This window comes from Perlucidibaca sp., assembly GCF_057084925.1.
On the sequence record NZ_JBXMRC010000017.1, the window covers coordinates 1 to 15062 of the forward strand.

The following is a 15062-nucleotide window of genomic DNA, read 5'->3' on the forward strand; positions in this document are numbered from 1 at the left end:
ATGATCCTGTCCATGCTGTTCAAGGCCACGCCGGCCGAGCTGCGCCTGATCATGATCGACCCGAAGATGCTGGAGCTGTCGGTTTACGACAAGATTCCTCATCTGCTGACGCCGGTCGTGACCGACATGAAGGATGCCGCCAATGCGCTGCGCTGGTGTGTGGCCGAGATGGAGCGCCGCTACAAGCTGATGTCCAAGCTCGGCGTGCGCAACCTCGACGGCTACAACAAGAAGGTGGCCGATGCTATCGCGGCCGGCGAGCCGATCAAGGATCCGCTGTGGAAGCCGGGCGAGAATGTCTTCGAGGAAGAAGCATCAGAACTGGGCAAGCTGCCGTTTGTGGTGGTTATCATCGACGAATTTGCCGATATGATCATGATTGTGGGCAAGAAGGTTGAAGAGCTGATTGCCCGTATTGCGCAGAAGGCGCGTGCGGCCGGTATCCATTTGATTTTGGCCACGCAGCGCCCGTCGGTGGATGTCATCACTGGCCTGATCAAGGCCAATGTGCCCACGCGTATCGCTTTCCAGGTGTCGTCGCGCATTGACTCGCGCACCATCCTCGATCAGGGCGGTGCGGAAATGCTGCTGGGCCATGGTGACATGCTCTTCCTGCCGCCGGGCACCAGCCTGACGGAGCGAGTTCATGGTGCCTTTGTCAGCGACGATGAGGTCCACCGCGTTTGTGGTGATTGGCGCGCTCGTGGCGAGCCTGACTACATCGACGAGATTCTCGAAGGCAGCCTGGAAGTCACGGATGGCGGCGGCGGTAAGGGTGGTTTTGGTGGTTTCGATGATGTTGGCGGCGATCCCGAGCAGGATGCGCTCTACGACGAAGCGGTGGCTTTTGTGCTGGAAACGCGACGACCGTCGATTTCCTTTGTGCAGCGCAAGTTCAAGATCGGCTACAACCGGGCGGCGCGCCTGGTGGAAGCGATGGAGAATGCCGGCGTGGTGTCTGCCATGCAGACCAACGGCCAGCGTGAAGTCGTGGTACCCCGACGCGAATAACGCGTTAACTAGAGATCACGACATGTATATGCAACGCAAGATTTTATCGGCACTGACATTCGGCTTGGGATTGTGGCTGACACCTGTGCCAGCACTCGCAGATGCAGGCACTGACCTCGCAGCTAAGTTAAAGGCTATCCGCAGTTTAGATGCTGATTTCACGCAGACAACACAGGCCACACAAGGCAAGCCGGAGAGCGTCGTTCTGGGCCATATCCAAGCCCAGAAGCCGGGCTTTTTCCGTTGGGAAGTGCGCCGGCCTTACTCGCAAATTTTGGTTTCCGATGGCCGTGAGCTGAAAATTTTTGACCCCGATTTGCAGCAAATGACCATTCGGCCGGTAAGCCAAGAGCTGAGTCAAACGCCTGCACTGCTGTTTACGGGCAATGCGGCGGCACTGCAAAAACAGTTCATCATTCGCGCAAAGAAAAATGGTGGGAGTGTGATTTACACGCTTACGCCCAAGGCCAAAGATACCCTCTTTGCTAACCTCAGCCTGCAATTTAAAGGCAATGATCCTTTAATGATGACTCTGCGCGATAGCCTAGGCCAACAAACCCAGATCGAGTTTTTCCGGGTCAAGCGCAACACTGCGATTCCTGCCTCCGCGTTTAAGTTCACCCCGCCGGCTGGCACAGACATTATTCGTGAATAAGGCCATGAGCTCAGCCTATCAACCGCTGGCCGCACGTTTGCGGCCACAAAGTCTGGCTGAGTATGTTGGGCAGACGCATGTCTTAGCGCCGGGCTGTCCATTGCGCGAGGCCTTAGAAAGCGGCCATCTGCACTCCATGATTCTCTGGGGGCCACCTGGGGTGGGGAAAACCACCCTGGCGCGCTTGATGAGTAGTGCTTGCGATGCCCGTTTTATTGCCGTTTCTGCCGTGTTATCTGGCGTAAAAGAGATTCGTGCAGCCATTGAAGAGGCTCAGTTCTATCGTCAAAGCGGCCAACGTACGGTGCTATTTGTCGATGAAGTGCATCGCTTCAATAAATCCCAGCAAGATGCCTTTTTGCCCTTTGTGGAAGATGGCACGCTGATCTTTATCGGTGCGACCACCGAAAATCCTTCGTTTGAGTTGAATAAAGCGTTGCTGTCGCGAGCCCGCGTCTATGTACTTCGCTCGCTGTCACTGGAGGAGTTGCTGAAACTTCTGAAGCAAGCCTGTCAGGATGCTCGCGGTTTGGGGGAGCGTTCGCTGCGTTTTACCGATATTGAGCTTCAGGCCTTGGCACATGCTGCTGACGGTGATGCCCGTCGCGCGCTAAATCTGTTGGAAATTGCAGCCGATCTGGCCGAAGCCTCTGGAGGCCAATTAGACGAAGCCAGCTTAAGCGAGGTACTACAAGGCTCGCTGCGTCGCTTCGACAAAGGTGGTGATGACTTCTACGACCAGATATCGGCCTTACATAAATCGGTACGTGGCTCCGATCCGGATGCCGCGCTGTATTGGCTGAGCCGTATGCTCGACGGTGGTGCTGACCCCTACTACTTGGCACGACGCATCATTCGTATGGCGTGGGAAGATATTGGTCTGGCCGACCCCCGCGCCATGCAAATTGCCAATGATGCCGCCCAAACCTATGAGCGCTTAGGCAAGCCTGAAGGGGAGTTAGCGCTGGGGCAAGCCGTGATTTATCTCGCTGTGGCAGCCAAGAGCAATGCTGGCTACAACGCTTACAACCGCGCTCGCGCGTATGTGCAACAAGATAGCAGTCGGGAAGTGCCTGTTCATCTGCGCAATGCCCCAACCCAACTCATGAAGGAACTCGGGCATGGCCATGCGTATCGTTACGCGCATGATGAGCCACATGCTTATGCCGCGGGCGAGACCTATCTGCCGGAAGGTATGACACCACCTCATTGGTATCAGCCCGTGCCCCGAGGCTTGGAGATTAAAATCGCGGATAAGCTGGGCTTTCTGCGCCAGCTCGATGAAGCGGCTAAAAGCACTAAAGGGAAGGGGAGCTAGCGCCCCCGTCCTGCAAAGAGCACTTACGCAGTCCGCTTCGCTGCCTGCGCTCTAGCCTGATGCAGTTTCTTATAGCTCTCTATGAGTCGTAGGTGCCGATCCAGGCCCTCGAGCTTCATGCTGGTGGGGGTTAGGCCGAAGAAACGCACAACGCCATCGACGGAACCAATTGCCGCATCCATACGTTCCTCGCCAAACATTCGGCGGAAGTTCGGCTCGAAATCCGTTAACTTCATGTCTTTCGCGAGATGTACTTCAAGCACGGCGTTAACGGCCTGATAAAATAAGCCTCGATCGACCGTGTTGTTATTGAATTGCAGGTAGTTTTCCACCAGCTCCTTGGCCTCTTCGTGCTGCTGTAAGGCGAGATGAATCAGCAGCTTTAGTTCCAGAATGGAGAGCTGGCCCCACACCGTGTTGTCGTCAAACTCAATACCGATGAGCGTACTAATTTCAGTGTAGTCGTCCTGCTCGCTTTCTTCTAAGCGCTCAAGGAGTAGGGTCAGCGCGTCATCCTCTAAGCGATGCACATTCAGAATGTCTTCACGGAAGCGCAGGGCTTTGTTGGTGTTGTCCCACACCAAATCCTCCACCGGATAAATCTCTGAATAGCCAGGGACCAGAATTCGGCAGGCTTTTGCGCCAATGTGCTCATAGACGGCCATATAAGCTTCTTTGCCCATCTTTTTCAGAATGCCAAAGAGGGTAGCCGCTTCCGTTGCCGAAGCATTCTGGCCTTGAGCTGAAAAATCCCACTCAACAAACTTGAAATCGGCACGCGAACTGAAGAAACGCCAAGACACGAGGCCACTGGAGTCAATAAAGTGCTCAACAAAGTTGTTCGGCTCGGTGACAGCCTCACTGCTAAAGGTAGGTTGTGGTAAGTCGTTCAAGCCTTCAAAGCTACGGCCCTGCAGCAGCTCGGTAAGGCTGCGCTCGAGTGCCACCTCAAATCGTGGGTGAGCACCAAAAGAGGCAAATACGCCGCCTGTTCGAGGGTTCATGAGGCAGACACACATGACCGGGAACTCACCGCCCAGCGAGGCGTCTTTCACTAACACGGGATAGCCCTGAGCTTCCAGACCTTGAATGCCCGCAAGAATTCCCGGGAACTTGGCCAAGACCTCTTGAGGAACATCGGGAAGGGTGAATTCGCCTTCCAGAATTTCGCGTTTAACGGCGCGCTCGAAAATCTCTGACAAACACTGCACTTGAGCCTCTGCCAGCGTGTTACCGGCACTCATACCATTGCTTAAATAGAGGTTTTCAATGAGATTAGAGGGAAAATAAATCACTTCACCATCAGACTGGCGCACAAACGGTAGCGAGCAAATGCCCCGAGCGGTGTTGCCAGAGTTAGTGTCGTAAAGATGTGTGCCCAAGAGTTCGTCGTCTGGGTTGTAAATGGCGAGGCAATATTCATCCAGAATCTCAGCCGGTAGCGCGCCATCTGCTCCGGGCTTAAACCAGCGCTCTTCAGGGTAGTGAACAAAGTCGGCCTGAGCGATATCTTCTCCCCAGAATTGATCGTTGTAGAAGAAATTGCAGTTTAGCCGCTCAATAAATTCGCCTAAGGCCGAAGCTAACGCACTCTCTTTTGTTGCCCCTTTGCCATTGGTGAAACACAGAGGAGAGTGGGCATCGCGAATATGCAATGACCACACATGGGGCACAATATTGCGCCAAGAGGCGATCTCAATTTTCATGCCCAAGTCCGCCAGTAGGCCGGACATATTGGCAATGGTTTGTTCCAGGGGCAGATCTTTGCCGACGATATAGGTGGCTGTTTGTAACTCTGCATTGGGCATAAGCAAGGCTTGCGCATCGGAGTCCAGGCTATCCACAACCTCAATGACGAATTCGGGGCCAGCTTGAACCACTTTTTTAACCGTACAGCGCTCAATGGAGCGCAGAATGCCTTGGCGATCTTTTTCAGATAAATCTGCCGGCAGCTCCACTTGGATTTTAAAGATTTGGTTGTAGCGGTTTTCCGGATCAACAATGTTGTTCTGAGACAGTCGAATATTCTGAGTAGGAATGTCGCGCGTCTGGCAGTACAGCTTTACAAAGTAGGCGGCGCATAAAGCCGATGAAGCCAGGAAGTAGTCAAAAGGCCCTGGGGCGGAGCCATCGCCCTTGTAGCGAATAGGCTGGTCAGCGATTACCGTAAAGTCATCAAACTTGGCCTCTAGCCGCAGGTTGTCGAGAAAATTTACGTTGATTTCCATGCGGAGTTACCCAGTCACTAGGCCATAAAGAAGGCCGCTATTATCTGACCTTTTTCGGGCTAAGTATTGGGATTTTCAGCACGAGATGCGTGATTAGCACGCGAAGCCTGCCTGACTCTATCCACGCTTGCAGGTATCATTGAAGCCTATGACTGCAAGACTGACTTAAGGACTTCGATCCATGCTGGACCCGAAACTGCTGCGCCAAGACCTCGATACCGTAGCCGCTGCACTCGCCAAGCGTCATGTCACTTTGGACTTCGATGTGTGGCGATCGTTAGAGCAAAAGCGACGTAGCCTGCAAATGGAGGCCGAGCGCCTGCAAGCTGAGCGCAACGCTGGTTCTAAGCGTTTTGGGCAGGCCAAGCGTGCCGGGGAAAATACGGATGCACTGGCGGCCGAAATGGCGCAAGTAAATGCCGATCTGGTAGCCGCTGAACAAGCGTTAGCAGCCGTTCAGTCGGAATGGCAAGCATTAGCACTAAGCGTACCGAATTTACCCCATGACACCGTGCCAGAAGGTAAGGGCGAAGACGATAACGTGGAAGTGCGTCGCTGGGGCAAAGTGCCGGAACTGGCGTTTGCAGCTCAAGACCACGTGGCGCTGGGCGAAAAGCTGGGCATGGACTTTGAGCGCGCAACCAAACTCAGTGGCTCACGCTTCACCGTATTAAAAGGGCCGCTGGCTCGACTGCATCGTGCGTTGACCCAGTTCATGCTGGATATCCATACTCAGCAGCATGGCTACGAAGAGCTCTATGTTCCTTATCTGGTAAACACCGAGAGCCTGCAAGGCACAGGGCAGTTACCGAAGTTTGCTGAAGATTTGTTTAAAGTGCCGGGCGAGCGTGAGCTGTATTTAATTCCAACCGCTGAAGTGCCGGTCACTAACTTACATCGTGACGAAATTCTGGCCGCTGACGAGCTGCCCAAGCGCTACACGGCACACACACCGTGTTTCCGTAGCGAAGCTGGCTCGTATGGTCGTGACACGCGCGGCATGATTCGTCAGCACCAATTCGAAAAAGTTGAGCTTGTACAGTTTGTACGCCCGGAGGATTCGGATGCGGCACTGGAAGCCTTAACCGGCCATGCCGAAGTCATCTTGCAAAAACTAGAGCTGCCATATCGCGCCATGTTGCTGTGTGGCGGAGACATGGGTTTTTCCGCCTGCAAAACCTACGATCTGGAAGTCTGGTTGCCAGGGCAGGGCAAGTATCGCGAAATCTCCTCTTGCTCGAACATGGGCAGCTTCCAAGCGCGCCGTTTGCAAGCACGCTATCGCAACCCGGAAACGGGAAAGCCAGAACTGTTACATACGCTGAATGGCTCAGGTCTGGCAGTAGGCCGCACATTGGTGGCCATTCTCGAAAACTATCAGCAAGCTGATGGTTCTGTTCGCATTCCAACGGTGCTGCAAGGCTATCTCGGTGGTCAAACCCTACTCACGCCAACGGCGTAAGGACGCATCATGGATACGTTGCCGCTGGGCTTTCGTCTCAAGGGTCAGCCCTGTCTGGTAGTTGGTGGCGGAGACATTGCCCTGCGCAAGGTGTCGCTCCTACTTCGCGCCGGAGGCATAGTCACCTTAGTCGCACCCGAGGTGTTACCTGCACTGCGTGCACAAGTTGAAGCGGCGGGTGGGGCGGTACATCTGCGCCCGTATGCCAGCGATGATATTGCTGATCAGACTTTGGTGATCTCCGCTACAGATGATGAAGCCTTGAATGCAGCGGTGTCTCAGGCCTGTCAGGCGCGGCGTATTCCGGTCAATGTGGTGGACTCGCCCGCGCTTTGCACTGTGATTTTCCCCGCTATTGTGGATCGCTCACCGTTGCTTATTGGCATCTCCAGTAATGGTGTTTCGCCGGTGCTGGCACGCATACTTCGCGGCAAAATTGAGTCGATGATTCCCGCCGCTTATGGCCGCTTAGCGCAGCTGCTCGGTGAGTTTCGCACCCTCGCTAAACAAACATTTCCCGATACCTCTTCGCGTCGTGCCTTCTGGGAGGCACAGCTTGAAGGCCCCATGCCTGATCTGGTGTTCAGTGGCCGTGATGACGAAGCACGCAGCCATTTGCAGCAGGCGTTTGCCGCACCGCAGAAGCAACAAGCCGGAGAGGTCTATTTGGTGGGTGCCGGACCAGGCGATCCGGACCTGCTGACGTTTAAAGCCCTGCGCTTAATGCAACAAGCCGATGTCATTGTGTATGACCGGCTCGTATCGGCCCCTATTCTCGATCTGTGCCGTCGTGATGCCGACCGCATTTATGTCGGTAAGGCGAGGGCAGAGCACGCCGTACCTCAGGAGGGCATTAATGCCTTGCTGGTGCGTCTGGCTCAGGAAGGAAAGCGTGTTTGCCGCCTTAAAGGTGGCGACCCGTTTATTTTTGGACGCGGTGGTGAAGAAATTGAAGAGCTGGCTGCGGCTGGTATCAGTTTTCAGGTTGTTCCTGGCATTACCGCCGCTAGTGGTTGTGCGGCATACGCGGGCATCCCGCTCACCCATCGTAACTATGCGCAGTCGGTACGTTTTGTCACCGGGCATCTCAAGGATGGCACGCCGGATCTGCCGTGGGCGGAGCTGGTGCATCCGAATCAGACCTTGGTGCTCTACATGGGTTTGGTCAGCCTTGGCCCTATTCGCGAGCAATTGCTGGCTCATGGCCTAGCGCCTAATACGCCAGTGGCGATGATCTCGAAAGGCACCACCCCCCAGCAGCAAGTCATTACCGGCACGTTAGTAAACATCGTTGAAAAGCTAGCAGGCCAACCGCTACCAGCGCCCACCCTTATAATTGTGGGTGAGGTGGTGCAGCTGCGCGATCAGCTCAACTGGTTCAGTCCAGCACCTGTAACTCACGAGCGCGACTAAACACATAACGCAACTTCTCGTATTCAAACGGTGAGTTCATTTGCCCATAGCGAAACTCAGTGACTTCTCGTTCGTTGACAATTTTTAACGCGCTGATTTCACGGTGCTCGTTACTGGTTTCAGGAACATTCAGAAAGTTAATACTCTCACTAACGGTGAAATCAACCGCTCTGCCACCGGCATCGCGCGCATTTGACGGGCCAAGGACGGGCAAAATCAGATACGGGCCTTGATTTACTCCATAAAATCCCAGTGTTTGACCAAAGTCTTCAATCTCTTGTTGCATGCCGAGTTTGGCTGCTGGGTCCCACAGGCCTGCAAGCCCTACGGTGGTGTTGATGAGCAGTCGTCCACCCGTCTTCAGAGAGCGCTTGCCTTTGAGTTGCAGCACACTGTTGGTGAGGTGGCTAACATCACTCAGATTGCTGAAGATGTTCGTCACGCCCTGACGTACTAAGCTTGGCACAAAGAAGCGATAGCCATTCACCACGGGCAATAAAACGCGCTCATCTACCCGTTGATTGAAGTGATACAGCCGTCGATTAGCCGACTCCCAAGGGTCTTGAACATCCAATAGCTCGAGAGTCGCTTGATTAAAAACGACCGCGCCCTCTGCTTGGCGCAGGAATTTGAGTGAGGCTAACGGCTGCTTAAAGCCTTCATCGTCATTACCTTCAGCATGCACAGTTGCCGTTAGAGATGTCAGCAGGAGTGTCAGAATTAACGTCTTATTCATGGAAGAACTCCAGCATATCAGCGACGTTGATTCGGAAATTCAGATTCCCTAAGTGCCCCCCGTGGGGATACACGGTGAGCCGTTGAGCAAAGGTTTTACGCAGAAAAGTTAAGTCGCCACGCTCCAAAATGAGGTCGTCCGCGTTGGTCATCACGCCAATTTTCGAGCTGCTCTGGAGGTAGTCAGTCAGTGCATACAGACTAGAATCATTAATCAGTTGATCCAAATCACGGCCTTCAAAACGTTGGCGCCAGAAGGGAAGTAACTGTTGATTGATATAGCAGGTGAAATTGCAACGCAGGGAAGCCTGAAAGTAGGGTGTTAAAGAGCTGGTTTCAGTAATAACACTATCGAGCGGAACGATACTGCCACGCCGATTCACCAGGTCCGTGGTGAACACGATATCCGCCGCGGAAAACCGGAACGTCGTGCCAATTAACATGGCCAGCTCTTCATTACTAAGGCTTTGCGATGACTGCTGGAAGTCATAGAGCATGGCGGCATCGAGCTGAATATGGCCTTTAGCGCGGAAATACGTCGCTAACTTAGTGAAGATGAGCTCGAAGAAGGTTTGATCGTCATTTACGCCCTTAACATTTGTCTGCACCAGCTTATCCAGATTGCTCACAGAGGTTGCCAGATTGACTGGCGGGTTAATCATCAGCACGCGCTTGAAGTTAAAGCTTTTCTTTTCTTCATCCAGGCGACTGACAAAGGCCGCATTCAAACCACCTAAGCTATATCCCAGTAAGTGATATTCGGTGACTTTAAGCTGGTTTTGCTGCGCTTTAACGGCATTCATCACGTTATACAGATCGCTAGCATCTTCCGGGCTGTAGCCGGGTGTGGCGTAGCGGGAGGCACCAGCCATAAAGTCGTAACTGGTCGGCGAAGACAGCTGCACGACGTGAAAGCCATCGCGATAAAAGACTTTCTTAAGGAAATCCATGGTGCTGCTGGCGTAGTTTGAGCCAGTGCCCGCGATGAGAAAAATCAGTGGGGCTGGGCCAGGTTGACGCGCAATCCGATATTTCAGCTTTTTAACGGCCCAAAAGTTGTCGGGCAACGTGAATTCACGCTCCGGCCTGAGATTCAACTCATAGTCGTCTTGATCAATGTTGCGATTGGACGGCAAGTCTGCCGGTTGCAATACGGCTGGGGTTGTTGCAATGGTGGCTTCGAAGGGATTTGTTAGTGGGTAGTTATAGCTATTGGCATCGATGCTTTTAGCGTGGCCCACGAGGCTGAAACTACAAACAGTAAGTGTCAGTATGGAAAGGAGGTGTCGATAGTGCTTAACGTGCATTGGGCTTCCGAGAGTCGATTCAAGTCATTGAATGAGTAGAGTCACTCTAACGCAGATAACCCTGCGGGCGCTGACTTATAAATTCAATTTAACATAATATAAATTATACGAAGATAAGTATGGCGCCGAAAATGTCTAACTTTCGCTACTATGCGCTATCAGATGAAGCCCACATGACGGCCAGGAATCAGAATGCGACATTCACGTGCAAGCCTGCGGTTTATTCTCATCACCGTTTTTGTCGATATGCTGGGTATTGGGTTGATGCTACCGGTATTGCCGTCCTTGGTTGGCGAATTGGCTGGCTCTCCGGACCTTCAGTCGTATTGGTACGGCGCCTTGATGGTGACTTTTGGCATCACTCAGTTCTTAGCCATGCCGTTACTCGGTGCGCTGAGTGACCGTTTTGGTCGACGTCCCGTGTTGTTGCTATCCATTTTCGGTCTTGGCTCAGCGTATCTCATTTCAGCCACCACAGACTCGCTGCTCATACTGCTGCTATCCCGCGTTCTTAGCGGCGCTACGAGTGCCAGCTTTACCGTTGCTAATGCCTATGTCGCCGACATCACGACGCCAGCCGAGCGCAGCATAGGCTTTGGCGCCATTGGTGCGGCTTTTGGCTTAGGTTTTATTGTGGGTCCAGCGCTCGGCGGTATTTTAGCCAGTGACGATCTCAGGCTGCCCTTTTGGATTGCCTCAGCCATGGCGTTGCTAAATGGCCTCTATGGTTGGTTTGTGCTGCCGGAGTCGTTGTCGGTTGAGCGCCGTCGTCCGCTTAAGCTAAGCCAAGCCAATCCCTTTGGCGCACTGAAGCATCTTAAAGGATTACAAGGGGTTGGCTTACTTATCGTAGTTTACTCTTTAATACTTCTGGCCCAATGGATCCTGCAAACAACGTGGGTGCTGTACACGAGCTTTCGTTTTCAATGGCAGCCAGCAGATAACGGCTTGGCCCTGTGCCTGGTCGGCTTAATGGCGGTTTTGGCTCAAGGCGTGTTTATGGGCTCATTACTGCAGCGCTTTGGCGAACAAAAATTGGCCATGATGGCGATGACTTCTGCGATGTTGGCCTCGATAGGCTATGGCCTGATCGATCAAAGCTGGATGCTTTACCTGTTAATTACAGCCAATATTTTGTCGTTTACGGCGTCTCCAGCACTACAAGGCATTATCTCGAAAGCGGCACATGAGTCTGAGCAAGGCCTAACTCAAGGTGCGTTAAATTCTATTGCTAGCTTAATGACCGTGATTGCACCTTTAATCGGCACGCCATTGCTTGGCATGGTGTCTACGTTGCCTGCAGATGACTGGCGCTTAGGTTCTACGTTCTTTGTAAGCGCAGGCTTGCAGTTTATGGCGATTTTACTGGCACGCCGTCATTTTCGTGCGGCCCCCTCTTTTGCTTAGTGTACAATCCGCCGCATGAAAGAGATCTTCACGCCAGCACTGCCCTGCCCTTGCCCGGGTCTCGATGTGCTTTATGCTGATCGCGACTGCGTAGTTTTAATCAAGCCCTCCGGCATACACAGTGTTCCAGGCGTTGGTGAAGACAAGCAAGACAGTATCTTGACCCGCCTGCAAGCCTTTGATCCCAGCATCCATGCTGTCCACCGCCTTGATCGTGACACCTCTGGCGTGATGGTATTTGGTCGGCACAAAGAGGCCATTAGTCACTTAGGCAAGCAATTTCAAGCACGTACCGTAGATAAGCGCTATACCGCTTTAGTGGCAGGCATACTGCAAGACGACGCGGGTGAAATTGAATTAGCGATGCGCTATGCCCCGGAAATCAAACCCCGCCAAGTCGTGGACCCACAGTTAGGTAAGCCGGCTCGAACGCTGTGGCAGGTCATTCAGCGTTTTTCGACGACGACATTGGTCGCCTTAGAACCCTATACAGGGCGAACGCATCAGTTGCGTGTGCATTTACAGGCCATTGGCCATCCGATTCTGGGAGATAGCCTGTACGCCCCGGCAAACTGGCAACAAGCCAGCCCACGACTGTGCTTACATGCAAATGAATTGGCGTTCGATCACCCCAGTACTGGCCAGCGCATGTGCTATTCGTCGGCCGAAAATTTCTCATCCATTTTATCTTGAATACACGCTAATCCCATGAAAAATAACACTCCTGCCCTAGGGCAGCGCTGGATATCTGACGCAGAACCTGAACTTGGACTCGGCGTTGTTATGGAGGCGGATGCCCGCGCCATGACTGTGTTGTTCCCGCGCAGCGAAGAGACTCGTGTTTATGCCCGAGCCAATGCGCCACTCACCCGCATTCAATTCAGTGCGGGCGATAAAGTTGAAGATGCCGAAGGTGGGCATTGGGTTGTGCAAAGTGTGCAAGCGCGCCATGGGCTTTTTTGTTATGGCGTCGTTAATGAGGCCGGGAGCACCAAGGACTTAATGGAAACCCGTTTGTCTGCCGATTTACGTTTGTCACGACCACGTGAACGACTATTGGCAGCGCAGGTGGATGGAAAGCAATGGTTCCAGCTGCGTTTGAATGCTATTCGTGAGCAGCAAAAGCTCTCGCAACATCCCGCACGAGGTTTGCTGGGCGCCCGAATTGGCCTCATTCCTCACCAACTCTCGGTTGCCCAAACGGTTGCTCAGCGCCTGAGTCCGCGTGTGTTATTGGCCGATGAAGTGGGCTTGGGGAAAACCATTGAAGCAGGCTTGATTTTGCATGCTCAGATTCAGCAAGGGCGAGCCTCGCGGGTATTGATCTTGCTGCCCGACAGCTTGGTTCATCAGTGGTTAGTGGAGATGCGTCGTCGCTTTAACCTGGCCTTTAGCCTGTTTGACTTAGAACGCTGCGCTAGCCTCATTGAAGACGGCGATAACCCGTTCCTAAGTGAGCAAATGGTGATTGCACCGCTGTCTTTGCTGACCGATCACCCGCATTTGCTGACCTCCGCCTTAGATGCCCCTTGGGATGTGTTAGTGGTGGATGAGGCGCATCATCTGGCTTGGTCGCCAGAAGACCCCAGCATTGAATATGAAGTGGTTTCACTGCTTTCAGCCCGTGTACCGGGTTTATTGCTACTAACGGCCACTCCCGAGCAATTGGGCGTGGAAAGTCATTATGCTCGCCTGCACTTACTGGATCCGGCGCGCTATCCATCGCTGGATGCATTCTTGGATGAACACGATAGCTGGCGCGACACTCGCGATCTGGCCGATGCGCTGTTATCGGGCAAAGTCTCCGCAGAAACCCAAAAACATTTACACCACCTGTTGTCTGACCTGAGTTTCGATCTCAGCACCAACGAAGGTCGTGAGCTGGCTTTAAATGCACTTTTGGACCGCCATGGCTTAGGTCGTGTGTTGTTTAGAAATACACGTGCCGCCGTGGGTGGCTTCCCCGAGCGTGTCAGCCACTTAGTTAGTCTGCCCGTGCCAGAAAGCTTCGCACCTTGGGTGAATAAAGGCGCAATTTGGCCGGAAACCCGTGTGGATGAAGACACTTGGCTTGCGGATGATCCCCGCCTGCCGTGGCTTGCGGCATGGCTGAAGTCACATAAGCGCGATAAATGCTTGCTCATCACCCGTACTGCACCTATTGCTGAGGCCTTAGAGAATTGGCTGCGTCTGCGTGAAGGCATTCGCACTGCTGTGTTCCATGAGGGCATGAATCTGCTGGAGCGCGACCGAGCTGCTGCTTACTTTGCTGAGCCCGAAATGGGCGCACAAATTCTTCTGTGCTCGGAAATTGGTTCTGAGGGGCGCAACTTCCAGTTTGCCCACCATCTGGTGCTTTTTGACTTACCCGACAACCCGGATCAGCTCGAACAACGCATCGGTCGCCTTGATCGTATTGGGCAAACACAGACTATCCAGCTTCATGTGCCCTACTTAGCGGGCTCTGCTCAAGCCCGCTTGTTGCGCTGGTATCAGGAAGCTCTAGCGGTATTTTCACGCTGCTCGCCCACAGCGCCCACCGTCCATGAACACTATTTAGATGAGTTAAAGCCGCTGCTGAAGCCATCTGCTCCAGAAGCCGACCTCGATGAGCTAATTGAAAAGGCCGTTGCCCTCAGAGAAACATTGGAAGACGAGTTGGCAGAAGGCCGCGATCGTTTGCTTGAACTGCAATCCTGTCGTCGTGACTTGGCAGATCCCCTCGCCGCTGCCCTTGCTGCTCAGGATAGCGATACGCGCCTCGATGAGTTTATGTTGTCTGCTTGGGAAGCGTTTGGCGTGCATGTCGAAGATCACGGGTCTCCACGCACCTGGATTTTACAACCTGGCGAGCACCAGCTCATTGATGCCTTCCCTGGGCTCGATCCAGATGGCATGACCGTCTGTGCCGATCGTGCCACCGCATTAGCGCATGAAGATTGGCAATACCTGACGTGGGAACATCCCATGGTGCATGGTGTCTTGGAGTGGATGCAGACAGCCCCCCAAGGCAGTGTGCAAGTCGCCGTTTTGCGTAATAAGTCCATTAAGCCCGGTACGCTGTTGCTGGAAGCCTGGTATCAGGCCACCGCACAGGCGCCAAAGGGCTTAGCCTTGGACCGCGTTCTGCCATCCGAACCCTTGCGCCTACTGATCGACAATAAGGGGCGCAACCTAGCCCCACAGGTTAATGCCGCATCACTGGCCCGACAGCTTGACGTACCGGAAAACAAACTGGCGCGTACGGTGATTAAAGCGCATCGCGATGATGCCGAGTTACTACTTAAGGGGGCTGAAACAGAGGCTCAATCTCAAGCAGCACAATGTTTGATTACCGCGCAGGCGGCTTGGCAGGCATTGGAAGGTGGCGAATTACAACGTCTCCAAGCCCTACAAAAGGTAAACCCATCGGTTCGTGCTAGCGAAGTGCAGGCTCAGCAACAGCGCGTTGCCGAGGGTTTGGCGGCATTAGAGCGACTGCAAATGTCGCTCTATGCTGTCCGATTAATCATTGCGGCATAACTAA

The 15062-nt window shown here is 53.4% G+C and carries 11 protein-coding genes; 8 read left to right on the top strand and 3 right to left on the bottom strand.

The genetic code is table 11. The features are described 5' to 3' along the window. The 3 genes from AC14IB_RS05130 to AC14IB_RS05140 all read left to right on the top strand — a co-directional run. Positions 1-1011 (top strand): DNA translocase FtsK (locus AC14IB_RS05130; RefSeq protein ID WP_484230873.1); only part of this gene is annotated, 1011 nt, incomplete at its 5' end. A 22-nt stretch (positions 1012-1033) separates the two neighbouring features. Continuing rightward, complete coding sequence (lolA, locus tag AC14IB_RS05135; protein WP_484230874.1) at positions 1034-1666, top strand: outer membrane lipoprotein periplasmic chaperone LolA; 633 nt, start codon at positions 1034-1036, stop codon at positions 1664-1666. Between the two features lie 4 nt (positions 1667-1670). Beyond that, positions 1671-2984, top strand: a complete 1314-nt coding sequence (locus tag AC14IB_RS05140) for a replication-associated recombination protein A (protein WP_484230875.1) — start codon at positions 1671-1673, stop codon at positions 2982-2984. A gap of 23 nt (positions 2985-3007) precedes the next feature. On the opposite strand, the gene AC14IB_RS05145 is transcribed toward AC14IB_RS05140, so the two are convergent. Then, positions 3008-5212, bottom strand: a complete 2205-nt coding sequence (locus tag AC14IB_RS05145) for an OsmC domain/YcaO domain-containing protein (RefSeq protein WP_484230876.1) — start codon at positions 5210-5212, stop codon at positions 3008-3010. A gap of 181 nt (positions 5213-5393) precedes the next feature. Between AC14IB_RS05145 and serS the strand changes: the two genes are divergently transcribed. Next, positions 5394-6674, top strand: a complete 1281-nt coding sequence (serS, locus tag AC14IB_RS05150; protein WP_484230877.1) for a serine--tRNA ligase — start codon at positions 5394-5396, stop codon at positions 6672-6674. 9 nt (positions 6675-6683) lie between these two features. After that, positions 6684-8087, top strand: coding sequence for a siroheme synthase CysG (gene cysG / locus AC14IB_RS05155; RefSeq protein ID WP_484230878.1), 1404 nt, complete (start codon positions 6684-6686; stop codon positions 8085-8087). Here cysG and AC14IB_RS05160 read toward each other — a convergent pair. Continuing rightward, positions 8053-8823, bottom strand: coding sequence for an MlaA family lipoprotein (locus tag AC14IB_RS05160; RefSeq protein ID WP_484230879.1), 771 nt, complete (start codon positions 8821-8823; stop codon positions 8053-8055). The genes cysG and AC14IB_RS05160 overlap by 35 nt on opposite strands. Next, on the bottom strand, positions 8816-10129 hold the full coding sequence (locus tag AC14IB_RS05165) for an alpha/beta fold hydrolase family protein (RefSeq protein ID WP_484230880.1): 1314 nt from the start codon (positions 10127-10129) through the stop codon (positions 8816-8818). Before AC14IB_RS05165 ends, AC14IB_RS05160 begins: the two co-directional genes overlap by 8 nt. A 192-nt stretch (positions 10130-10321) precedes the next feature. Between AC14IB_RS05165 and AC14IB_RS05170 the strand changes: the two genes are divergently transcribed. Genes AC14IB_RS05170 through rapA form a run of 3 tightly spaced genes read left to right on the top strand, consistent with a single transcriptional unit; the run spans position 10322 to position 15058 of the window. Then, a complete protein-coding gene (locus AC14IB_RS05170; protein ID WP_484230881.1) occupies positions 10322-11536 on the top strand; it encodes an MFS transporter in 1215 nt (404 codons plus the stop codon). Between the two features lie 15 nt (positions 11537-11551). Further along, entirely contained in the window at positions 11552-12229 is a 678-nt protein-coding gene (locus tag AC14IB_RS05175; protein WP_484230882.1) for an RluA family pseudouridine synthase, read from the top strand. A 15-nt stretch (positions 12230-12244) separates the two neighbouring features. Further along, positions 12245-15058, top strand: coding sequence for an RNA polymerase-associated protein RapA (rapA, locus tag AC14IB_RS05180; RefSeq protein ID WP_484230883.1), 2814 nt, complete (start codon positions 12245-12247; stop codon positions 15056-15058). Positions 15059-15062 lie beyond the last annotated feature (4 nt).

Excerpts from the sequence above, each read along its gene's own strand:
- cysG (WP_484230878.1), top strand. The coding sequence starts at position 6,684 with ATGGATACGTTGCCGCTGGGCTTTCGTCTCAAGGGTCAGCCCTGTCTG.
- AC14IB_RS05160 (WP_484230879.1), bottom strand. The coding sequence starts at position 8,823 with ATGAATAAGACGTTAATTCTGACACTCCTGCTGACATCTCTAACGGCA.
- rapA (WP_484230883.1), top strand. The coding sequence starts at position 12,245 with ATGAAAAATAACACTCCTGCCCTAGGGCAGCGCTGGATATCTGACGCA.
- lolA (WP_484230874.1), top strand. The coding sequence starts at position 1,034 with ATGTATATGCAACGCAAGATTTTATCGGCACTGACATTCGGCTTGGGA.
- AC14IB_RS05140 (WP_484230875.1), top strand. The coding sequence starts at position 1,671 with ATGAGCTCAGCCTATCAACCGCTGGCCGCACGTTTGCGGCCACAAAGT.
- serS (WP_484230877.1), top strand. The coding sequence starts at position 5,394 with ATGCTGGACCCGAAACTGCTGCGCCAAGACCTCGATACCGTAGCCGCT.
- AC14IB_RS05145 (WP_484230876.1), bottom strand. The coding sequence starts at position 5,212 with ATGGAAATCAACGTAAATTTTCTCGACAACCTGCGGCTAGAGGCCAAG.
- AC14IB_RS05165 (WP_484230880.1), bottom strand. The coding sequence starts at position 10,129 with ATGCACGTTAAGCACTATCGACACCTCCTTTCCATACTGACACTTACT.
- AC14IB_RS05170 (WP_484230881.1), top strand. The coding sequence starts at position 10,322 with ATGCGACATTCACGTGCAAGCCTGCGGTTTATTCTCATCACCGTTTTT.
- AC14IB_RS05175 (WP_484230882.1), top strand. The coding sequence starts at position 11,552 with ATGAAAGAGATCTTCACGCCAGCACTGCCCTGCCCTTGCCCGGGTCTC.